Here is an 18,970-nt window from a genome sequence, read left to right as displayed (position 1 = left end):
GTCTATTTGTGATGCGTTGCACTGCCTGATTCGGTACTTAGCCAAAACAATTTCGAAATTTCTTTAATTATATCGGCCGAGGGATTCCTTGTATCATTTCTCCTCGAAAGCATATTGAATGAATAGTTCTCGACCATTTCTTCAATGAGGTTAAGTAACTCCTCTAACTCAGAGAGATAAAGGCTATTTGATGAAAAAAAGCCTGGCTGGCGGTAGGTTTGTGTCAGATGTGCCGAAATTTTATTTCTCCAGTTTTTTATTTTTTCTATGCTTACCTGCTTCTTGAGGCGATCAACGTCTATCTTGACTTGAGTCATCAGTGGGTTGTCGTCAGGGTAATACTTACGAAGCACCTTAAAAAAGTGCGGGAATCCGCAAGCACCTTTTGACGAGTCGACAAAATTATGTATTTTGATGAACAGGCAATCAAACAGGCCGTGATAAAGACATGAAACAAATTGGGGATACGAATCAAGATATTTAGGTGATGACTTGGCGACTTCATGGAGTCCCTTGAGGGTCATTAAGTAAGCCCGAGACCATGCAAGGTTGTCGCATAAATCATCGACAATTTGCTCAACGTTTCTATATTGGTCAGCATTCATCTTTATATCCCAAACGCTAAGACTGACCTGCCCCAAAAAGATTTACCACATCTAGAGTTAGTTTTCTGCTTCTGGAACCCCTCGGAAGGGCCGTTGAACAAGCCTACTTGGTCTTGGGATTAGCCCATACATCCTCCTGTGAAGGCCACAATGCTAACTGTTAGGAGAATAGTAGGGTGTAGGGTTTGAAACGTGCCGAATGTAGTCGTCATCCGACGATGATGCAACTGGAAAATGCCGTGTGAGAGAAGATAATTTGGCAGGTATGACGTCGATGATCAAATGGACAACACGACTTGGACGAGGAGGGAGCCAGCCAGAAGGTTGGCCTTTTTTTATTTCCATCGAAGACGGAAAAAGGGGTGCATGGTAGCAGGATGGTAGCACGGACAAATCAAAGGGGGTTAAGCTTTTCGCCTAACCCCCTGATTTGATTGGTAGCGGGGGGTGGATTCGAACCACCGACCTTTGGGTTATGAGCCCAACGAGCTACCGGACTGCTCCACCCCGCGTCATGTCCGCCTCAAAAAGAGTCCGTTTCTTACGCTCCGTCCCGTCCGTTTGTCAAGCAGTTTTCTCCCCGCACCTCATATATCGCCACCTTCCGCTTGATTCCCCGGATGGGGAAGGGATCCAGGCGGACGGCCTCCACGGCGTCCCGGACCTGCTCCCAGGTCCGTTCGCAGACCAGGATCTGGTTCCCCTTTGCCGCCCCGATCAGCCGGGCGGCCAGGTTCACGGCGGCGCCGAAGACGGTGTACTCCTTTTTCCGGTGAGACCCGAAGATGCCCGCCATCACCTCCCCTGTCGCAATGCCGATGCCGATGGCCAGTTCTTTCGGACGACCCGAGAGCCGCTCGTTGATGCGCGCGATTTCGTCCCGCATGCCGAGGGCGCTGCGGACCGCCCGGAGGGCGTCGTCGGGACCGGCCACCGGGGCGCCGAAGAGGCTCATGATTCCGTCCCCGATGTGCTTGTCCAGGGTGCCGTTGTACTCCAGGATGATCCCATCGAGCGGGGAAAAATAATACAGGTTGAGAAAACGGGCGACTTCCTCCGGTGTCATCCCCTCGGCGATCTCGGTGAATCCCCGGATGTCGGTGAACACGACCGTCACAGTCTGGCTGATGGGCTGGATGCCCTTCCCCCGTTTCTGGAGCTCCCCGAGAACCTGCTCGGGGACAAACTGCTTGAGCCGCTTTTTGACATTGAATTCCCGGATCTTCGCCCTCAGTTCGTTATTTTCGAACGGCTTCGTCAGGAAGCCGTCAATCCCCTGGTTCACCGCCTCGATGGCGCTCTCCATCGTGGCGTAACCCGTCAGCATGATCCGGGTGATCTCGGGATTGATCCGTCCGATGGCGATCAGGGTCTCCATCCCGTCGACTCCCGGCATCTTGTAGTCGGAGATGACCGTCTCTATGTCCTCCCCCCGTTCCCGGACCAGTTGGATCGCCTCCCCGCCGCTCTCCGCCATGCATACATCATATCCATCCCGCTCCAGGACCTTCTTCAAAGACCGCCGCACACCTTCCTCGTCGTCAACAATGAGCAATCCGTTCATGGCATTCTCCTTGCCGGCAGCAGGACCGTCACCTCCGTCCCCTGCCCCCCTTCACTGCGGACGAGGATCTCTCCCCCGTGCCGCTTGATGATCTCATGGGAAATGTAGAGCCCGAGACCCGTTCCCCGTCCGACCTCTTTGGTGGTGAAGAAGGGCTTGAAGATGTCCACCAACCGGCCGTCGGGAATCCCCTGTCCGGTGTCGCGGAACGACACGGACACGCGGTTGCCCTCCCGGCCGCCGTCGGTGGCGGTGGTGATGGTGATCGCCCCCCCTTCCCCCGGCAGAGCATCGAGGGCATTTTTGACGATGTTGACGAAGACCTGGCCGAGATTGGCGAAGTTGCCCTCCACCCGCGGCAGGTCCGCCGCATACCGTCGTTCAATGTGCACCGGCAGGAGCTTGTAGCTGTTATACAGGATCCGGAGCGCGTCGTCCACCACGGCGTGAAGGTCAACCGGTTCCGTGTAGGTCTGGGTCTGGCGTGAAAGGTCCAGCAGGCTCCGGACAATTGAGCCGGCACGGCGAAGCTCCTTCAGGGAAAACCGGAGATCGTCCAGCACCTCCCCGGATGCCCCCTCGACCGGCCGCTCCCGGAGTTCATCGAGGGATGATTCAATCAGGCTGGAGGCACTGGCCAGGGGATTGTTCAGCTCATGGGCCGTTCCCGCCACGAGCTGGCCGATGGAGGCCAGGCTCTCGGATCGGATCAGCTGCTGCTGCGTTTGCTCCTTTTCCTCCAGCATCCTGCGGAGTTCGGCGGTCCGCTCTTCGATCCGCCGCTCCAGCTCCCGGTTCATCCGCTCGATCTCCTCATACCCGGCGGCGTTTTCGATCGCGATGGCCGCCTGGTTGGCGATCGTGTCCAGCAGTTCCAGATCTTCATGGACGAACAGTGCCCCCGATCGTTTCTGCCCCAGCAGGATCGCTCCAATCAGCCGGTTCCGGGACAGCATGGGCACAGCGAGGTCGATCCGGTACGCGTCAAGAAACGCCGTCGGGGATTCACCTCCCGGCACGACCCCGGCCTCTTCATCCAGTTGGGAGCGGCTGACCGGTTCGCCCGCTTCCTCCAGGAGCAGAGCCAGGGGATGGTCCGGCGGCATATCCTCCAGTCCGGCGGAATCCTCTCCCCGCCCGTACGCCCGGAAGCGGCCGGTCCCGGCGTCCCGGACAAGCAGGAAAAATCGCCCGACCGGGATGGCCTCCGATATGGACGCGAACAGCAGGTCCCGGACCTCGTCGGAGTGCTTCAGGCTCGCCAGTTCGCCGCTCAACTCCCGAAGAAGCCTGCGGGCATCGTACCCGCCGCGGAAGAACAGGCGGTCCAGGAAGGCCTGAACCCGTTCCCGGATCGGCTGGAACAGGAAGACCATCATCAGGGCCAGCAGGAGGGACGTAGCGGCGACATCGTGGAAACCGTTGCGGACAAACAGCACATGAATGAGGGAAAGGCCGGCCGCACAAAGCGCCGCCAGGAGGAGCACCAGGATCGAATAGACGATCCCCCTGCGGATCACCGCCCCGGCATCCAGCAGGTCATAGCGGAGGATGCCGTAGGCCAGGATCGCCGCCGGCACGAAACTGAAGCCCCCCATGGGATGAATGTCCAGCCCGATGACCGGCAGGATGTTCAGGGCAATCAAGAGCGAGCTGATTCCTACCCCGGCCGTGATGTATTTAAGCCGGTTCCGCTCCCGGTTGTCGGCGGACCTTCCCAGGCCCTGCACCAGGAGAGAAAGGCAGTATGCCAGCGTGCATCCCGCCAGGATGGAAAAGATATGGAATGCGGGCCCCGCCTCGGCGACGAATCCGCGGGCACCCCGGTGAAGCCCCCGGATGAACAGATCCGTCTGCGTCAGCGGCAGCAATCCGAAGCCGAGGAGCCAGGCAAGACGCTCCGTCCATCGCCGCCCCATGATGCCCAGCAGGCGGTGAACGAACTGGATGTACACGGGCAGGCTGAACACGAAGACGACATAGATCAGCCGCTCTACGGCGAGCACCCGTTCACCGTCGGTTATGAGGCTCAGCATCGCCAGGTCCGCGTTGTTGAGGGCCCCAAGAAGGCACAGGACGGCAAAAAGCCGGTTTGCGGGCGTTCGTCGCCCCTTCAGAAGGGTGACGGCGGTGAGAAAGACGAGAACGAAAAAGCCGAGAACGGGGGGGATGGCAGTGGCGTAAGCGATGTATCGGGGATCGGGAAGCATGCTTTCAACCGGTACGGTTCCGGCATTTGCAATGCCTCACCCCCCTGCAGGGTGCCCCTGAGGGCGAGACTGGGAAGATGGATTCGCGAACGGGCCGTCCCGGGAGGACGTCCCGCCTTGCACGGTCTTGCCGGCCGCCTCAGAAAAGGAACACGGCCGCCGCGAGGACGGTCGTGTAGCTGTTTGCCTTGACGATGCTCGACTGCGTGCTGTTCAGGGTCCGGACGATCTTTCCGCTGATCTTGAAGATTTCCTTTTTTTCGTCCCAGCTCTCGTCGACGTTGAAGTCGATCCCGAGGGTCGATGCCAGCATGGCCGCCGCCAGGTCTTCAGCGTATTCCCCGGCCTGTTTCTCCGTCTGGCCGAAGGCATGGTGCTCGCTGATGTACCCGTAGGCGCCCTTGTCGGCGGGGACGGCGCAGCCCACGGAGGCGGCGAGCAGGCGCCTCATCTCGTTGCTGCAACAGCGGCTCATGACACAGAAGGTTATGGCCCCGGGCTTGAGCTCCTTGAGGCCGTTCGGTTTGGAAACCACTTTGCACCCTGGTGGCATGATGCTGGACACCTGGACCAGGTTGCACTTTTCGATTCCCGCGTCCCGAAGAGCCAACTCGAACGAATGGAGTTCTTCCCGGTGGACACCCACCCCTTTCGTGAAGAAGATCTTCTTCGGGACATATCCAATCATGATTCTTTTCCTCCAGCCGGAAAATTTGGCATGGCTGCGCCGAGAGGCTTCATGCGCTATTTTTTGTTTTTTTTCAAGTCGAATCAACCGGCTCCGCAAAGGCGCCGATTCCCGAGGGAACTCAAAGGGCTGCCGTTAATCCGGCATACCCCATCATTCGGTAGACAAGTTTTGCCGCCAGGAAATCGGGGGCCACGAGACCCGGAAGGGGGGAAAGCTCCACGACGTCGAAGCCCCGGATCCGGGCCCGCCGCGAGACCCGCCGGAGCAGTCCCGTGAGGGCTCTCCAGTCGATGCCGCCGGGCTCCGGCGTTCCCGTGGCGGGCATGAAGGCCGGGTCGAGGGCATCCAGATCCACGGTGATGTAAAGGTCCCCCTCCAGGAGTTCGCTGATACGGTCCAGGTTTTCCTCGCCTGCCATGACAAAATCGGCAGAAAACGATCGGATCCCCGAGTCTTTCAGGTATAGCGCCTCCGGCGCGCTCATGCTGCGGATGCCAGCCTGGACGAGGGGACAAAGCTCCACGATCCTCCTGGCGATGCAGGCATGGCTGAAGGGCGTACCCTGATAGGCGTCCCGCAGGTCCGCGTGGGCGTCCAGCTGGAGCACGCTGAGTCCCGGATACTTCCGCCGGACCGCCTGGACGGCCCCCAGGGAAACGCTGTGTTCGCCTCCCAGAAGGACGGGAATCTTTTCCAGATCGAGAACTTCCTCCACCCGTTCCCTTACGGTGAGGACCATGGATTCCGGCCCCGACGCATCCGCTTCGATGGCGGGAGCGGTATGAATCCCCGAGCGATAGGTCTCCCGGTCCAGCTCTTCGTCGTAAAGCTCCATGTTGCCCGAAGCCTCCAGGATCGCCAGCGGACCCCGGCGGGACCCCGACTGGTAGGTCGAGGTCAGGTCGTAGGGAACGGGAATCACGACGAATGCGGACTGCCCCAGAGCACAGAATTCAGGATCCAAGCCCCCGAAATTCATAACCACCTCCCAAAAGGAAAGGGACCATAGCACACCCCCCGCCCGATGTCGAGACCGGGGGGAACCGTGTCGTCTTACCCCCCCGGCAGAGACGGCTTCTCCCCTGCCTTTCAGGGCTTGTAAAACGACAGTGAAAACACGCCGTCTTCGAATACTCCAAAGGAGCAGTGGCGGAGCCAGTCGCCGAGAGTCAGGAAGGTGCGGGTCAGCCCGGCCGTCTCGTAGTGCTCGATGACGGGCCGGTGGCTGTGGCCGCAGATGACGGCATCGTATCCCTCTCCGAACTTTTCGAGGGCGAAGCGGCGCATGCCGTCGACGAGGAGGCTCTCCGCCTCCCCGGAGAAGCGGCGGCTCGCCAGGGAGGTCAGGCGGGCAGCCCGCCAGACGAAGGGGAACGGCAGGATTCGCTGGAGCCGGTAGATAAAAGGGCTCCGGAGCACTTTACGAACCAGGGCGGCCCCTGAATCGGGCGGATCGATGACGTCGCCGTGGGTCAGGAGGACCCGCTTCCCGTCCAGATCGAGTTCCGCCCAGTCGGGAAAAACCTCCATGCCCAGGACACCGGTGAAGTAGTCCCCCAGGAAGAAATCGTGATTGCCCTCGCAGAGTCCGATCCGGACCCCCTGGTCCCGGAGGGCGGTCAACCGCTCGATGACGGGAAGGAAATCGGGAAAGATCCGGCCCTCCCGGCCGAACCAGAAATCAAAGAAATCCCCGGCAAGGAACAGGGCGTCGCAGCGCCCCGCCCCGTCGCCGGGGGCCTGCACTCCTCCGGGTGCGCCGCGGGGACCCTGCAATCCTTCCAGAAACCGCATCACCGCCCCATAGACCGGCTCGTGCCGGTCGATCAGGTGCGTATCGGAAAGAAAAATTGCCCTCATGGATTTCCCCAAGCAGGATCGGAGTCTGAGAAACGGAATCGGTTTCGAATCTGTCCCTCTGCCTTGCATTCACGAGGGCGCGGGGGCTTCCACAAACAGCCGCCCGTGCCCCGACCGGATCGTCTCCTTGTCATGGGAAACCGCCTCCCCCTCAGCCGAAACTCTCGTCGGCAATCTCCAGCATGGAGAGGTCTTCGCTGCGGATGGACTGCGCCGCCGCTTCCACCTCCGGCAGGACGTGCCGGATGAAGTATTTCGCCGCCGCAATCTTTCCCTGGTAGAACGCCGCATCAGCGTTGTTTCTCAGTAGATCGTGGACCTCAAAAAGCTTGAAGAGGTCTTCCGGGGCGACGCCGTTCTCCCGGCACAGGGCTTCGAGCTTTTCTTCCGCCACGCCGGCCTCCCAGAGGAGGAGCCACCCGAGGACGACCTTGCCCATCATCATGAGAAACGGATAGGCATTGGCGACGGGAATCATGAATTTCCCGGCCTTGCTGCTGGCTCCGAAGAACATGGCCATTTCGCCGAGCACGTTGGCGGCGGCCTGGACGCCGTCGGACAACCCGCTCAGAAGGGGCCTTTCCCTGTACCGGGCCGTGACGGCCCCGATCTCGCCGAGGAGGTTGATGAAGTAGATGCCCTTTTTCATGCCCAGCTTGCGTCCCACCAGGTCCAGGGCCTGGATGCCGTTCGTCCCCTCGTAAAGGGAGGCGATCTTCTCGTCCCGCATGAACTGCTCCACGGGGTATTCCTGGCAGAAGCCATATCCTCCATAGACCTGGATGGCCTGCTCGGTCACCCGGAACGCCATGTCGGAGCAGTAGGCCTTGCAGATCGGCGTGAGGATCTCCAGAAGTCCCGTCCACTTTTCCCGTTCGCCGTCCTCGACCGCCGTGCGGGCCTTGTCGACGCACCAGGCCGTGTAGTACATGAGGACCCGCATTCCTTCCACCTGGGCCTTCATCCACAGGAGCATCCGGCGGACGTCGGGGTGCTGGATGATGGGAACCCGGGGCGCCTCGGGGTTCTTCATGTTCATGAGCGACGACCCCTGAAACCGCTCCTTGGCATACTGAAGGGCGTGAAGATACGCGATGGAGCCGCTGGACAGCCCCTGGAGGCCGACGCCGATGCGGGCCTCGTTCATCATCTGGAACATGACGCGCATGCCCTGCCGTTCCGCGCCGAGAAGCTCGGCATAACAATCCCCGTTGTCGCCGAAGTTGATCAGGCAGGTCGCCGAGCCCTTGAGCCCCATTTTGTGTTCGATGTTGCCGATGGTGTAATCGTTCCTCTTTCCCAGCGTCCCGTCGTCGTTCACCAGGAACTTCGGGACGAGAAAGATGGAGATGCCCGCCGTCCCGGGAGGATCTCCTTCGATGCGCGCCAGGACCGGGTGGACGATGTTTTCCGTCAGGTCGCTGTCTCCCCCGGTGATGAAGATCTTCGTTCCCGAGAGGCGGAAGGTCCCGTCGGGCATACGGACGGCCTTCGTCTTGAGGTTGCCCACGTCGGACCCGGCACCCGGCTCCGTCAGGGCCATGGTGCCACCCCAGGCGCCGGAATACATTTTTTCCATGTATTTCCGTTTCTGCTCCTCCGTTCCGAAGGTCTCGACGAGGTGCGCCGCCCCCTCGGTGAGGCCGGGATAGGCATGAAAGGCGAAGTTGTGCATGAACCATTCCTTCGCCGCCGAGCTGATCACGATGGGCAGTCCCTGTCCGCCGTGCTCGGCGGGGCGGCTCATGCCCATCCATCCGCCCTCGCAGTACAGCCTGTAGGGACGATGGAAGACCTCCGGCACGGCGACGTTGCCGTCCTTCAGGGAGCACTCCGCGCGATCCGCCGCGGCGAGGGTGGGCAGGATCTCCTCCGTTGCCAGTTTCCGGGCCTCGGTGAGAATCATGTCGAACAGATCCGCCGAGAGATCCTGAAAGCGATCCGCTGCACACAGTTTTTCCACGTCCAGCAGTTCGTAGAGAAGAAACTTCTGATCCCGTTCGTCAACAATCAAGCTTCCCATGATTCTTACTGCCTCCTTCCCAAGAGAGGTTCAGGCCCGGGAAGAGGAGCTTTGCTTCTTTGGCCGGCGGGATCGCGGGCCGGCTCCCTTCTCCGGGACATTGGGGAGATGCATAGCACAATCGGTCCGGCAGGGAAAGCGGTACTTGACATGCAAATCAACATTTTCGGCTTGCTAATCGGATAGTTATAAAACTCATTGACAACCTTTTCCGGCCTCCGGTACAAGCGTGGGACTGCCGCCGCAATCCAATCCCGGAGTCTCTCTTGACCGGAACCATTGTCAACACCGGCGCCGTCGTCGCCGGAAGCCTCCTCGGCCTGGCCGCGGGGAAACGTCTTCCGGAGCGCATGAAAACGCTCCTTCTTCAGTGCCTCGGCCTGTCGACCCTGCTCATCGGTCTCCAGATGGCCCTCTCCGGCAAGGAACTTATGGCCAACATCGCCTGCCTGCTCCTCGGCGCCATCATCGGCGAGGCGGTGAACCTCGAAGGGTGGATCGAGCAACTCGGCGAGTGGCTGAAGGCCCGGGCCCGCTCCGGCTCCTCCACGTTCGTGGAGGGCTTTGTCACCTCCTCCCTGCTCTACGTGACGGGCGCCATGGTCATCGTCGGCTCCATCCAGGACGGCGTGGCGGGGGATCCCCGGACGTTGTACATCAAATCCCTTCTCGACGGCGTGGCGTCCATCGCCCTGGCCTCCGCGCTGGGTCCGGGCGTCCTTTTCTCCGCCCTCTCGGTCCTCGCCGTCCAAGGGAGCCTGACGCTCCTGGCGTCGCGGCTTGTTTTCCTCCAGGCCCCCGCGGTCCTCGACGCGGTCACCGCCACGGGAGGGCTCCTCATTGTGGCCATCGGGATCAACCTCCTGGAGCTCACGAAAATCCGGATCGGCAACCTGATCCCGGCCCTGGTCCTGGCAATCCTCTGGGGGGTCTGGAAATAAGACGCGGAAACCGCCATGACGAACCCGGTGCCACGGAAGAACCATCCACCCGCAGAGGCGAGGCCGGGGCGACTCCGGCATAAACCGGAGCAATTCCCGGAGCGGCCGTTGACGGCGCTCCTGCAGCATATCTCAAAAGGAAGGAGTACAGGCAGCATGTACATGTACGAAACCTACACGGTGGAAAAGAGACCCGAACAGAAGACCGCCATCCTCTACCTGAACCGGCCGGAGAAGATGAACGCCATGAACTGGCCTTTCTGGAGGGACCTGGCGCTGGTGGTGGACGAACTGGAGAAGGACCCCGAGGTGGAGGCGGTCGTGGTTGCCGGAAAAGGCAGGGCCTTCAGCGTCGGCATCGATATCTTCGGTTTCGCTTCGGAATTCCTGGAGACCATCAGCGCTGCGACCCCCGCGAACAGGGAGGACTTCCGCCGCCTGATTCTCCAGATGCAGCAGGGATTCAACCGGATGCACAGCGGCGACAACATCTACATTGCCGCCATCCACCATTACTGCCTCGGCGGAGGGCTCGACCTGGCCGCCGCCTGCGACATCCGCCTGGCGTCGAGCGATGCCGTCATCTCCCTCCGGGAAGCACGGGTCGCCATCGTGGCGGACATGGGCAGCCTGAACCGGCTCCCCCGGATCATCGGCCAGGGCAATGCGAGGCTCATGGCCTTCACGGCCCGGGACTTCACCGCCGCCGAGTGCCTCCGGATGGGCCTGCTCAGCGAGATATTCGACACACCGGAAGCGCTTCTGGAGGGGGCGTTGAAGCTGGCGGCGGAGATCACCGACAACCCTCGCTCCGCCGTGAGGGGATCCAAGCGGCTCCTGAACTTCATGGAAAACCACAGCGTCGAGGAGGGACTGGATTACGTGGCCCTTTGGAATTCCTCTTTTTTCAGCATCCGGGACGTTCAGGAGGCGGCCATGAAGTCCGCCGGCAAGGGGAAGAAGAAGGACTGATTCTTCCTCAGTCTCGGCGGCCGCCGATGCCCCTGAGGAACCGGGCGGCAAAGAGGGATTTCAGCTCTGCGTGGACGGACCCGTAGGTCCGTTTCCCCGCCAGGAGTTCCTCGAAGTAGCGAACGGCCCGCCGGCTCCGGACACCAATGCGATAGGAAACGCCGGGGAACCGGTAGAACAGGCCGGCGAGGCGGGCGGCATATTGCAGGTCCAGGCGGATCTCGTCGTTCACCTGCTCCTCATACTCCCGGAGCGGCCGTCCTTCCGCAATGACCCGGGCGGCCATCCGTCCGCTCAGGACGGCGAAGTGGATTCCCTCACCCGTGAGGGGATCCACGAGGCTGGCCGCATCTCCCGCGAGCAGGGTTCGGCGGGACGTGATCGCCGGCGTCCCGTCGCAGTAGGGGATGAGATGCCCCTGGAATCGGGTGCGGATCCTGCCTTTCGTGGCAGGGGTCCGGTCCAGGAAGTCCTGGAGCCTCCTACGGATGTCCGGCAGCCGAGGCAGCATGGTCGCCATGCCGCAGGAGAGATGGCTCCGCTTGGGGAAGACCCACCCGTACCCTTCGGGCACGACTCCGAAATCGATACAGATGGTCCCGCCCCACCGTTCCAGGTCTGCCGGCGAAACCTCCGTCTCCGCAGAGAGCCCGATGCCCAGGGACCTCCGGGGAAAGAGACCGACGGTCCGGGCGACCCGGCTGAGCGGCCCGTCGGCACCGATGAGCCATCGGGACCGCCATGACCCGCCGTCTTCCGTCACGACCTCCACGGAGTCGTCCCCTTCCGAAGCGCCCGTCACCTCCAGCCCCTCCCGGACCTCGCATCCCGCCTCCTCCGCACACTGCAGGAGGTGGTCGTCGAAGCGGTCCCGCATCACCATGACAATGCCGGGCGGATCCAGCACCACGTCGAACGGGCGGCCTCCGGCATAGGAAAAGCGGACTCTGCCGACGGACGATTCCAGGACATGCCCCGGAAGGGGCCCCACGAGGGGAACGATGTGGGGCGGCAGGCCGCCGCCGCAGGGCTTCTGGCGGGGAAACCGGGCCTTGTCCAGGATCAGGACACGGGCACCCGATTCGGCCAGCATCCGACCCGCCGCGGTCCCTGCGGGACCAGCACCGGCAATGATCACGTCATAGAGCTTCCCGTTTTCCACGAACCCGATCCTTGCATCCGAAGAATGCAGGGGCGGATGGAGATCCCCCCCTGCGCCGCCCGTGACAGCCCCCGCGCCGAAACCAGCCGTCCAGCCGCGGGGGCGCGGCCGGGGGTTTCCAGAGGAGCAATTAGAAAACGTTTCCATTTTCACGGCTGCCCGGTTTCAAAAGGCAGAGGACGGAAACGTTTTCGCGACGGCGGAAGCCCCCGTGACAGCCCCCGCGCCGCGGACAAAACATCCAGCCGCGGGGGCGCGGCTGGGCAGGGGGCCGGAGGCACGGGAAAGCTATAAACGACAAGCCCTGCAAAGTCAAAGCCCCACTCCCTCTTTTCGGATCCCGGCATCCGGGCGGCGTCCACGGAACGCTTTTCCCAAAACGCCCACCACAGACGGAAGACAAGACTTAACCCCTTTGCCCGATTGAAAAAAATACCGTTCTGGTGTAGGATTCCGCGTTACTTCGGGGAGGCCGATGCCGTGTATTACCATTCCAACGGAAACAGCGGATTCGACGGACAAAAAACCCTGGTGATCGCTTCCCTCTTTCGGGACGATTTCTGCATCGATTGGCTGGTGGATCTCCTGGCAGACCTGAAGCCGTCCCAGATCCTGGCCCAACTGGAGCAGGGAGTCGCGGACGGCAGCCTGGTCCGGAAAGAACCCGGCTACTACGGATTTGCCAGCGACAAGAAGCGCAAGCGATTGCGGGCGACGCTCGATCCCCGGGAAGAAAAGCGGCTCCATGGCTACATCGCCGATATCCTCATGCGGCAGCTCCCGGACAACGAGGAGAAGGCCCACGCCGTCGCTCACCACCTGATCCACATCCTCAACGACGCCAACCGCTGCCGGTACCTGATCAAGGCGGGGGATCTGCACCTCGAGGCCTTTCGTCCGGAGGAAGCCCTCCAGTGTTACAGCAAGGCCCTGGAGGATCTCGCCGCACTGACGGGACGCGAGGCGGACGGTCTTTTCAGCGAGACAGCCATCAAGTACTCCAAGATCTCCACGGCACGGCACGACACGATGAAGGTCCTCTCCATCCTGGAGTCGGCCCTTGAAAAGGCGACCCGCTGGAAGGTCGACCGCGCCCGGGCCCTCCTGAAGATGCACATGGCCAAGAATGAGTGGCTTCGTTCCCGCTACGGCAGCGCCCTCCGGCATTTCGAGGAGGGGTGGGCCCTGGCCCAGGAGCTGAACGATCCCCGCGTCCTGCAATCGGCAACCACCTTCAGCGCGTTCTTCCTTTTCTGGCAGGGCCGGTTCCAGGAGGCGGTCCGGATGTACGAAAAAGCCGTCCCGGACATCGAGCGGTATCCCCAGGGAGGCTTTCCCCTGCTGGCGGTCATGACCGTGGGTTACTGCTACGCCCAGATCGGCCAGGTGACCCAGGGACTGGGAATGCTGGACGCCCTCCGGAACCATGGACTGGGCAAGGGGGATCTCTACCTGGCTGCCTATACGGCGGGCAACATCGGCAACGTCATGCTGGAGATCGGCCGGGTGGACGAGGCCATCCGGTACCTGGAAGACTCCGCGAAAATGGCAAAACGGGCCCACAATGACTGGGTATGGATCACCGGCAAGATGTCCCTGGCCTACGCGTACTACCTCAAGGGGGATACCGAGCAGTCTCTGCAGAATCTCCGGGAATTCCTCCACCACACCCGGAAGGTTCACACAACGGTTTACCTGTACCCTTACCTCCTGGAACTCCGTGCCGCCATGGACAGGGGGGAACTCCCGGCCATGGAGGAACTCTGCCTGGATAAAGACATTCAGGCAATGATCGGTGGGCACAACATCTTTCTAAAGGGAGTCGCCTACCGGTTCCAGGCGCAACAGTGGCAGCGGGAGGGCCGTCCGCGCGAAGAGGTGATCCGGTCACTCAGGGACTCCATTGCAAACATCGAGGAATCGGGGCAGCAGATCGAGTTGGCCAAATCGCGGCTGGAACTGGCGCGCCAGTACCTGGCCGAAGGAGACCGGGAAGAAGCCAAGGTACTGACGGTCATGACCTCGGAGACCCTGGATGCGTTCAACGACAAGCTCATTCCCGACGAACTCCGGATACTGCTCGGGGATCGGCCCGCCGGGGAATCGCTCCTGAGGGAAATCCTGAACCTGGGCCAGAAGGTGGTCACAATCCAGGACAACCGGGACCTGGTCCAGCACATCCTCTCAACCCTGAACCGGATCACCGGGGCCGAGCGGAGCGCCATTTTTCTCCTCGAAGGGGTGGAGGGCGAACCGAGGCCGGTTCTGCGGGCATCGAAGAACCTGACCTCGGAGCAGGTGAGCCACGGCTCGTTCGCCTCGTCCCTGAAGATCATCGAGGAGGTGGCCGCGACGGGCAAGGGCCGGATCCTGGCCGACGGAACGCCCGAAAAAGGGAACGGGAGCCCGGGTGCCGAGGTGATCCGGTCCCGGATCTGCGTTCCCATGATTCTTCGGGACAAGACCGTCGGGGTCCTCTATCACGACAACCGGCTTCTCTCCAGCGCCTTCCGGGAATCGGACCTGGATCTCCTGTCCTATTTCGCGGCCCTGGCGGCCTTCGCCCTGGACAATGCCCGGGCCTACGACGAGATCCAGCGGCTCAACCGCAAGCTCTGCGAGGAAAATCTCTACTACAAGGAAGAACACCTCCAGAACCTGCATTTCGACGACATCATCGGTGATAGTCCGGGGATCCACCGGGTTCTGGCCCAGATCGACCAGGTCACCGGAACGGACGCAACGGTGATGATCATCGGCGAGACCGGCGTGGGCAAGGAACTCGTGGCGAGGGCCATCCACCGCCACAGCACGCGGCGAGACAAGCCCTTCATCAAGGTGAACTGCAGCGCCCTTCCGGAAAGCCTGATCCCCAGCGAGCTGTTCGGCCACGAGAAAGGGGCTTTCACCGGAGCCATCCGCCGGCGCCTCGGCCGCTTCGAGCTGGCCGACGGCGGAACACTCTTTCTCGACGAGATCGGCGAGATCAGCCTGGACTTGCAGGTACGGCTCCTCCGGGTCCTCCAGACCCGGGAGTTCGAGCGGGTCGGAGGCAGCGAAACCATCCGCTCCGACTTCCGGCTCCTGGTGGCGACGAACCGGAACCTGGAGATGGACGTAAAAACCCAGAAGTTCCGCCCGGACCTGTACTACCGCCTCGCCGTCTTCCCCATTTACGTGCCGCCGCTCAGGGAGCGTCGTGAGGACATCCCCCTTCTGGCCTTCCACTTCCTCAGGATCTACGCCCAGAAACGGGGCAAAGAGTTTACCAAGATCCCCGAAGTGGAAATGGAGAAGCTGCTCGATTACGAATGGCCCGGAAACGTCCGGGAACTGGAGAACATTATCGAGCGGGGAACGATCCTCAATCCCGGCCCGGTGTTCCGGGTACCGGAACTGGGGTCGCGCTTCTCCGAGGCACCGCCCCCGGGCAACGGCGTGAGCCTGATGGACAACGAGCGGCGTCACATCCTCTGGGCTCTGCAGAAGACGAAATGGAAGGTCCGGGGAAAGGGCGGGGCGGCAGAGCTTCTGGAACTCCCCCCTTCAACCCTTGCCTTCCGGATGAAGAAACTGGGGATCCAAAGGCCCGAGACCTCTTCCTGACGGGATTCTTGAAGAAAAGCGGCAGACCGCGGCGGCTCCGGTGTGGAGGGGCACGGAACAGGGGCCGCGGCCTGCCTACGGAAAGGAATCGATGGCACGGGAGACGGCCCGCAGAAAATCCGCCGGTCGCCTTCCGTTGAAAGAAAGGCCTTCCCCGCTTCAGGCCTTTCCGTATTTTGCAATGTAGAGCGGGTCGTTTTCCTGCAGTTCCCGGCGCATCACCTTTCCCACCAGGGTCTTGGGAATCTCCTTGATGAACTCGATGTGCCTGGGCGCCTTGTAGTGGGTCATGTTCGCCTTGCACCAGTCCTTGAGCCCGTCTTCCGTGATCCTGCCCACCCAGGCCTCCTTCAGGACGACCCAGGCCTTGATGGCCTCTCCCGTCTCCGGGTCCGGCAGGCCCGCCACGGCCACTTCGCTGATTCCCTCGTGAACCCCCATGAGCTGCTCCACCTCCGTGGGGAAGACCGAGAAGCCCTTCACCTTGATGAGCTGCTTTTTGCGATCGTTGAGGGTCACCCGCCCATGGGCGTCCATGAAGCCGATGTCGCCGGTGTAGAGCCAGCGTTTGCCGTCTTCCCGGAGGCGGACCGTATCGGCGGTCTCTTCCGGGTTGTTCAGGTATCCCTGCATGACCGTCGGGCCCGCCATGATGAGCTCGCCGCTCTCCCCGACGGGCATCTCGCCCTCGCCCGTGAACATGTCGACGATCTTCCACTCGAGGCCCGGCAGGGCCAGTCCGATGGTTCCTGTCGTGTCCACATCGCTGATGGGACCACCCGCCACGACCGGCGAGGCCTCCGAGAGGCCGTAGCCCTCAATGAGACGCGCCCCCGTCAGCTTCTCGAAGCTCTCCTTGACGTTCCGGTGCAGGGGGCCGGCCCCGGAGATGCAGCCGTACAGCTTCGTCGCAATGGGATACTTGCCGATATCCGGGAAGTCGGCGATCCGCTGGAACATGACCTCCGCTCCCGGGAAATAGGTCTGCTGGTCCGGGGCGATGTCGCAGATCGTCTTCAGGAGCACCTCCGTCTCGGGGGGCCGCGGGAAGAGCATCATCCACATCCCGCAGTGGAGCACCGTGTTCATGATGGCCGTCATCCCGAAGGAGTGGAACAGGGGCAGAATCCCGATCATGCAGGCCCCGGGTACCATGGTCCACATCCAGGCACCCACCTGGATGGCGTTGCACACGCAGTTGTAATGGCTGAGCACCGCCGCCTTCGGAACGCCCGTTGTCCCACCGGTCATGATGTACGTGGCTACATCGTCGGGGGTCACGGCCGTCCGCAGCGGCTCCGGCTTCGCCTTCAGAAGGTCGAGGAAGCAGAGGGATTCGGGGGGCACGGGACCGGTGGGGATCTTCTTGAGCTTCTTGGCCATCCACTTCTTCCAGTCCGCGATCTTGAGAAGATCCGCCACGTTCGTCTTGATCCAGTGGTGGATGTGCAGATCCTGCTCGATGGGCTTGAGCAGCGGTTCGTAGAGGGCGTCCAGGAAGATCAGGGTCCGCGCCCCGGTGATGTTCAGCTGGTGGAGGATCTCCCCCGGCTTGTAGGTGGGATTGATGCCCGTCACGATGACCCCCAGCTTGGCGCAGGCGTAATAGGCGACTACGTACTGGAAGCAGCTCGGCAGGATCAGGGCGACCACGTCGCCTTTTCTCAGGCCCAGCTTGCGGAGGCTCTGGGCAAAGGCGTCCACGTGGCCCAGGATCTCCCGGTAGGTCATGAAAGACTCCAGGAACCAGGCCGCACGATGGTCGGCGTATTTCGCCGCCGACTCCGCCAGCATCTCGTAGAGGGTGATCCGGGGGAAATCGATGTTCTTCGGAACCTTTTCGGGCCATCCGGCCTCAGGCTGCAGCCAGGGTTTCGATTCATCCACGCGAAGTAAATTCTGATCAGCCATAGGGTCTCCTTTCCCGTTCTCCCGGGGTTCGTCCGCCTCCTCCGCATCCGGCCGATCCGGCCGTGCGCAGGGAACACCTCTCCGTCGACGCCATCCGGAGGGGATGGCGCCCGGGGACCCGGGGTCCGTGCCCGCCGCCGTCCTTCAGCCGGCGTCAGGCGTTATTCATTGCTGGTTTCTCCTTCTTCCCGCAGGGTGGAGATGAATACCCGTGATTGCGGGCGGTTTGAAAGACGTCGTTCCGGGAGTGTCAACCCAGCCCCAGAAGCTCCCCGAGGTCCTCCCTGAGCATCTCCTGCGGACCTGCACCGCCGAAGAGGACCAGGGCGTCCCGTACATAGCGCTGGGCGTCGTACTCCATGGTGTATCCGTATCCCCCAAGAACCTGAACGCAGTCCATGGAGGCCTTCCTGGCCGTTTCCACGGCCAGAATCCTGGCCGTCGCCGCTTCCGCGGCGCAGCGCTTCTCTTCGTCGGCCAGGCAGGCAGCCTGCCGGGCGACCAGGCGGGCCGCCCGGATTCGCACGGCCATGTCGACAAGCATGTCTTTCACGGCACTGAAGGCAATGATGGGACGGCCGAACTGGACCCGCTCCTTTGCGTACTGGACGGCGTAGTCGTATGCCCCTTGGGCGATCCCCAGCCCGCAGGCGGCAATCTCCAGGTGTTCCGCTTCCTGCAGCACCGCCCACTGCTCCCAGCCCCGATTGAGCCCTTCCGGGCCGCCCAGGACGTCCTCCCGCGAAACGGCTACGTTCTCAAAGCGGACCTCACCGATGCCGAGGCTCGCGGTTCCCACCAGATCCGCCGTTCCGGCCGCTATTCCCGGCTTCTTCGCGTCCACCAGGAAGAAGGAAAGACCTTCCCGGGGCGGATTTCCGGGGCCTGTCCGGGCCAGGGTGAGGATCGCCGCGGCCCGGCCGGCCAGGCGGACGAACTGTTTCGTTCCATTGAGCAGGAACCCGTCTCCGTCCGGAACAGCCGTCATCCCGGCGGCGAAGCGGCCGTACCCCCCGTCCGGCTCCAGGATGGCGCCGGCAAACAGTGCGGACCCGTCGACAACGAAAGGCAGGTGGCGTTCCTTCTGCTCCGGGCTGCCCAGATCGCCCAGATTTTTTCCTCCCCCGAAGGCGCAGGCAGCAAAGGCCCCCGCCAGGGCCGGATAGACGGCCGACAGTTCCTCGACAATGAGCGCCGCCGCCAGGACGTTCCGGCCTCCGCCGCCGTACGCTTCGGGTACGACAAGGCCGCAGAACCCGTTGTCGGCCAGGGGACGGTACAGCTTTTCCGGGAAGCCCCCCTGTGTGTCCGCTTCCCGGGCCGCATCGCGGGTGCATTCCCGTGCGATGAACCGGCGGATGGTATCCCTGATCACTTCCTGTTCTTCCGTCAGTCTGAAATCCATCTTGAACTCCCTTTCAGGCT

General features: G+C 62.1%; 13 protein-coding genes and 1 tRNA gene. 3 read left to right on the top strand and 11 right to left on the bottom strand.

What is annotated here, in order from left to right; all coding sequences use genetic code 11:
* Positions 1-2 precede the first annotated feature (2 nt).
* The 8 genes from HPY65_04750 to HPY65_04715 all read right to left on the bottom strand — a co-directional run bounded on the left by HPY65_04750 (position 3) and on the right by HPY65_04715 (position 8,953).
* Positions 3-605 carry a hypothetical protein gene (locus tag HPY65_04750; GenBank protein ID NPU83777.1) on the bottom strand — a complete coding sequence of 201 codons (603 nt, stop codon included), beginning with the start codon at positions 603-605 and terminating at the stop codon, positions 3-5.
* Between the two features lie 435 nt (positions 606-1,040).
* Positions 1,041-1,117, bottom strand: a tRNA-Met gene (locus tag HPY65_04745).
* A gap of 29 nt (positions 1,118-1,146) precedes the next feature.
* Positions 1,147-2,169: a response regulator gene (locus HPY65_04740; GenBank protein NPU83776.1), complete on the bottom strand. Its 1,023-nt coding sequence runs from the start codon at positions 2,167-2,169 to the stop codon at positions 1,147-1,149.
* On the bottom strand, positions 2,166-4,379 hold the full coding sequence (locus tag HPY65_04735; protein NPU83775.1) for a GAF domain-containing protein: 2,214 nt from the start codon (positions 4,377-4,379) through the stop codon (positions 2,166-2,168). The genes HPY65_04740 and HPY65_04735 overlap by 4 nt, the downstream gene beginning before the upstream one ends.
* A gap of 139 nt (positions 4,380-4,518) precedes the next feature.
* A complete protein-coding gene (locus HPY65_04730; GenBank protein NPU83774.1) occupies positions 4,519-5,067 on the bottom strand; it encodes an arginine decarboxylase, pyruvoyl-dependent in 549 nt (182 codons plus the stop codon).
* Positions 5,068-5,188: 121 nt separating this feature from the next.
* Entirely contained in the window at positions 5,189-6,049 is an 861-nt protein-coding gene (gene speB, locus HPY65_04725; protein ID NPU83773.1) for an agmatinase, read from the bottom strand.
* 110 nt (positions 6,050-6,159) lie between these two features.
* Positions 6,160-6,930 carry a UDP-2,3-diacylglucosamine diphosphatase gene (locus HPY65_04720; protein NPU83772.1) on the bottom strand — a complete coding sequence of 257 codons (771 nt, stop codon included), beginning with the start codon at positions 6,928-6,930 and terminating at the stop codon, positions 6,160-6,162.
* A gap of 151 nt (positions 6,931-7,081) precedes the next feature.
* A complete protein-coding gene (locus HPY65_04715; GenBank protein NPU83771.1) occupies positions 7,082-8,953 on the bottom strand; it encodes an acyl-CoA dehydrogenase in 1,872 nt (623 codons plus the stop codon).
* A 266-nt stretch (positions 8,954-9,219) separates the two neighbouring features.
* On the opposite strand from HPY65_04715, the gene HPY65_04710 reads away from it, so the two are divergent.
* Positions 9,220-9,894 (top strand): DUF554 domain-containing protein, encoded by a 675-nt coding sequence (locus HPY65_04710; protein NPU83770.1) that lies wholly within the window; start codon positions 9,220-9,222, stop codon positions 9,892-9,894.
* 156 nt (positions 9,895-10,050) lie between these two features.
* Positions 10,051-10,866, top strand: coding sequence for an enoyl-CoA hydratase (locus HPY65_04705; GenBank protein ID NPU83769.1), 816 nt, complete (start codon positions 10,051-10,053; stop codon positions 10,864-10,866).
* A gap of 7 nt (positions 10,867-10,873) precedes the next feature.
* Here HPY65_04705 and HPY65_04700 read toward each other — a convergent pair whose 3' ends face one another.
* Positions 10,874-12,028 (bottom strand): geranylgeranyl reductase family protein, encoded by a 1,155-nt coding sequence (locus tag HPY65_04700; GenBank protein ID NPU83768.1) that lies wholly within the window; start codon positions 12,026-12,028, stop codon positions 10,874-10,876.
* A 480-nt stretch (positions 12,029-12,508) separates the two neighbouring features.
* On the opposite strand from HPY65_04700, the gene HPY65_04695 reads away from it, so the two are divergent.
* Positions 12,509-15,634 carry a sigma 54-interacting transcriptional regulator gene (locus HPY65_04695; protein ID NPU83767.1) on the top strand — a complete coding sequence of 1,042 codons (3,126 nt, stop codon included), beginning with the start codon at positions 12,509-12,511 and terminating at the stop codon, positions 15,632-15,634.
* A 159-nt stretch (positions 15,635-15,793) separates the two neighbouring features.
* On the opposite strand, the gene HPY65_04690 is transcribed toward HPY65_04695, so the two are convergent.
* A complete protein-coding gene (locus tag HPY65_04690; GenBank protein ID NPU83766.1) occupies positions 15,794-17,545 on the bottom strand; it encodes an AMP-binding protein in 1,752 nt (583 codons plus the stop codon).
* 250 nt (positions 17,546-17,795) lie between these two features.
* Positions 17,796-18,950 (bottom strand): acyl-CoA dehydrogenase, encoded by a 1,155-nt coding sequence (locus tag HPY65_04685; protein NPU83765.1) that lies wholly within the window; start codon positions 18,948-18,950, stop codon positions 17,796-17,798.
* Between the last annotated feature and the right edge of the window lie 20 nt (positions 18,951-18,970).

It is taken from the genome of Syntrophaceae bacterium (assembly GCA_013177825.1).
Classification (GTDB): domain Bacteria; phylum Desulfobacterota; class Syntrophia; order Syntrophales; family PHBD01; genus PHBD01.
Note: the sequence above shows the minus strand (reverse complement) of the source record. Positions and strands in the feature narration are given on the sequence as shown.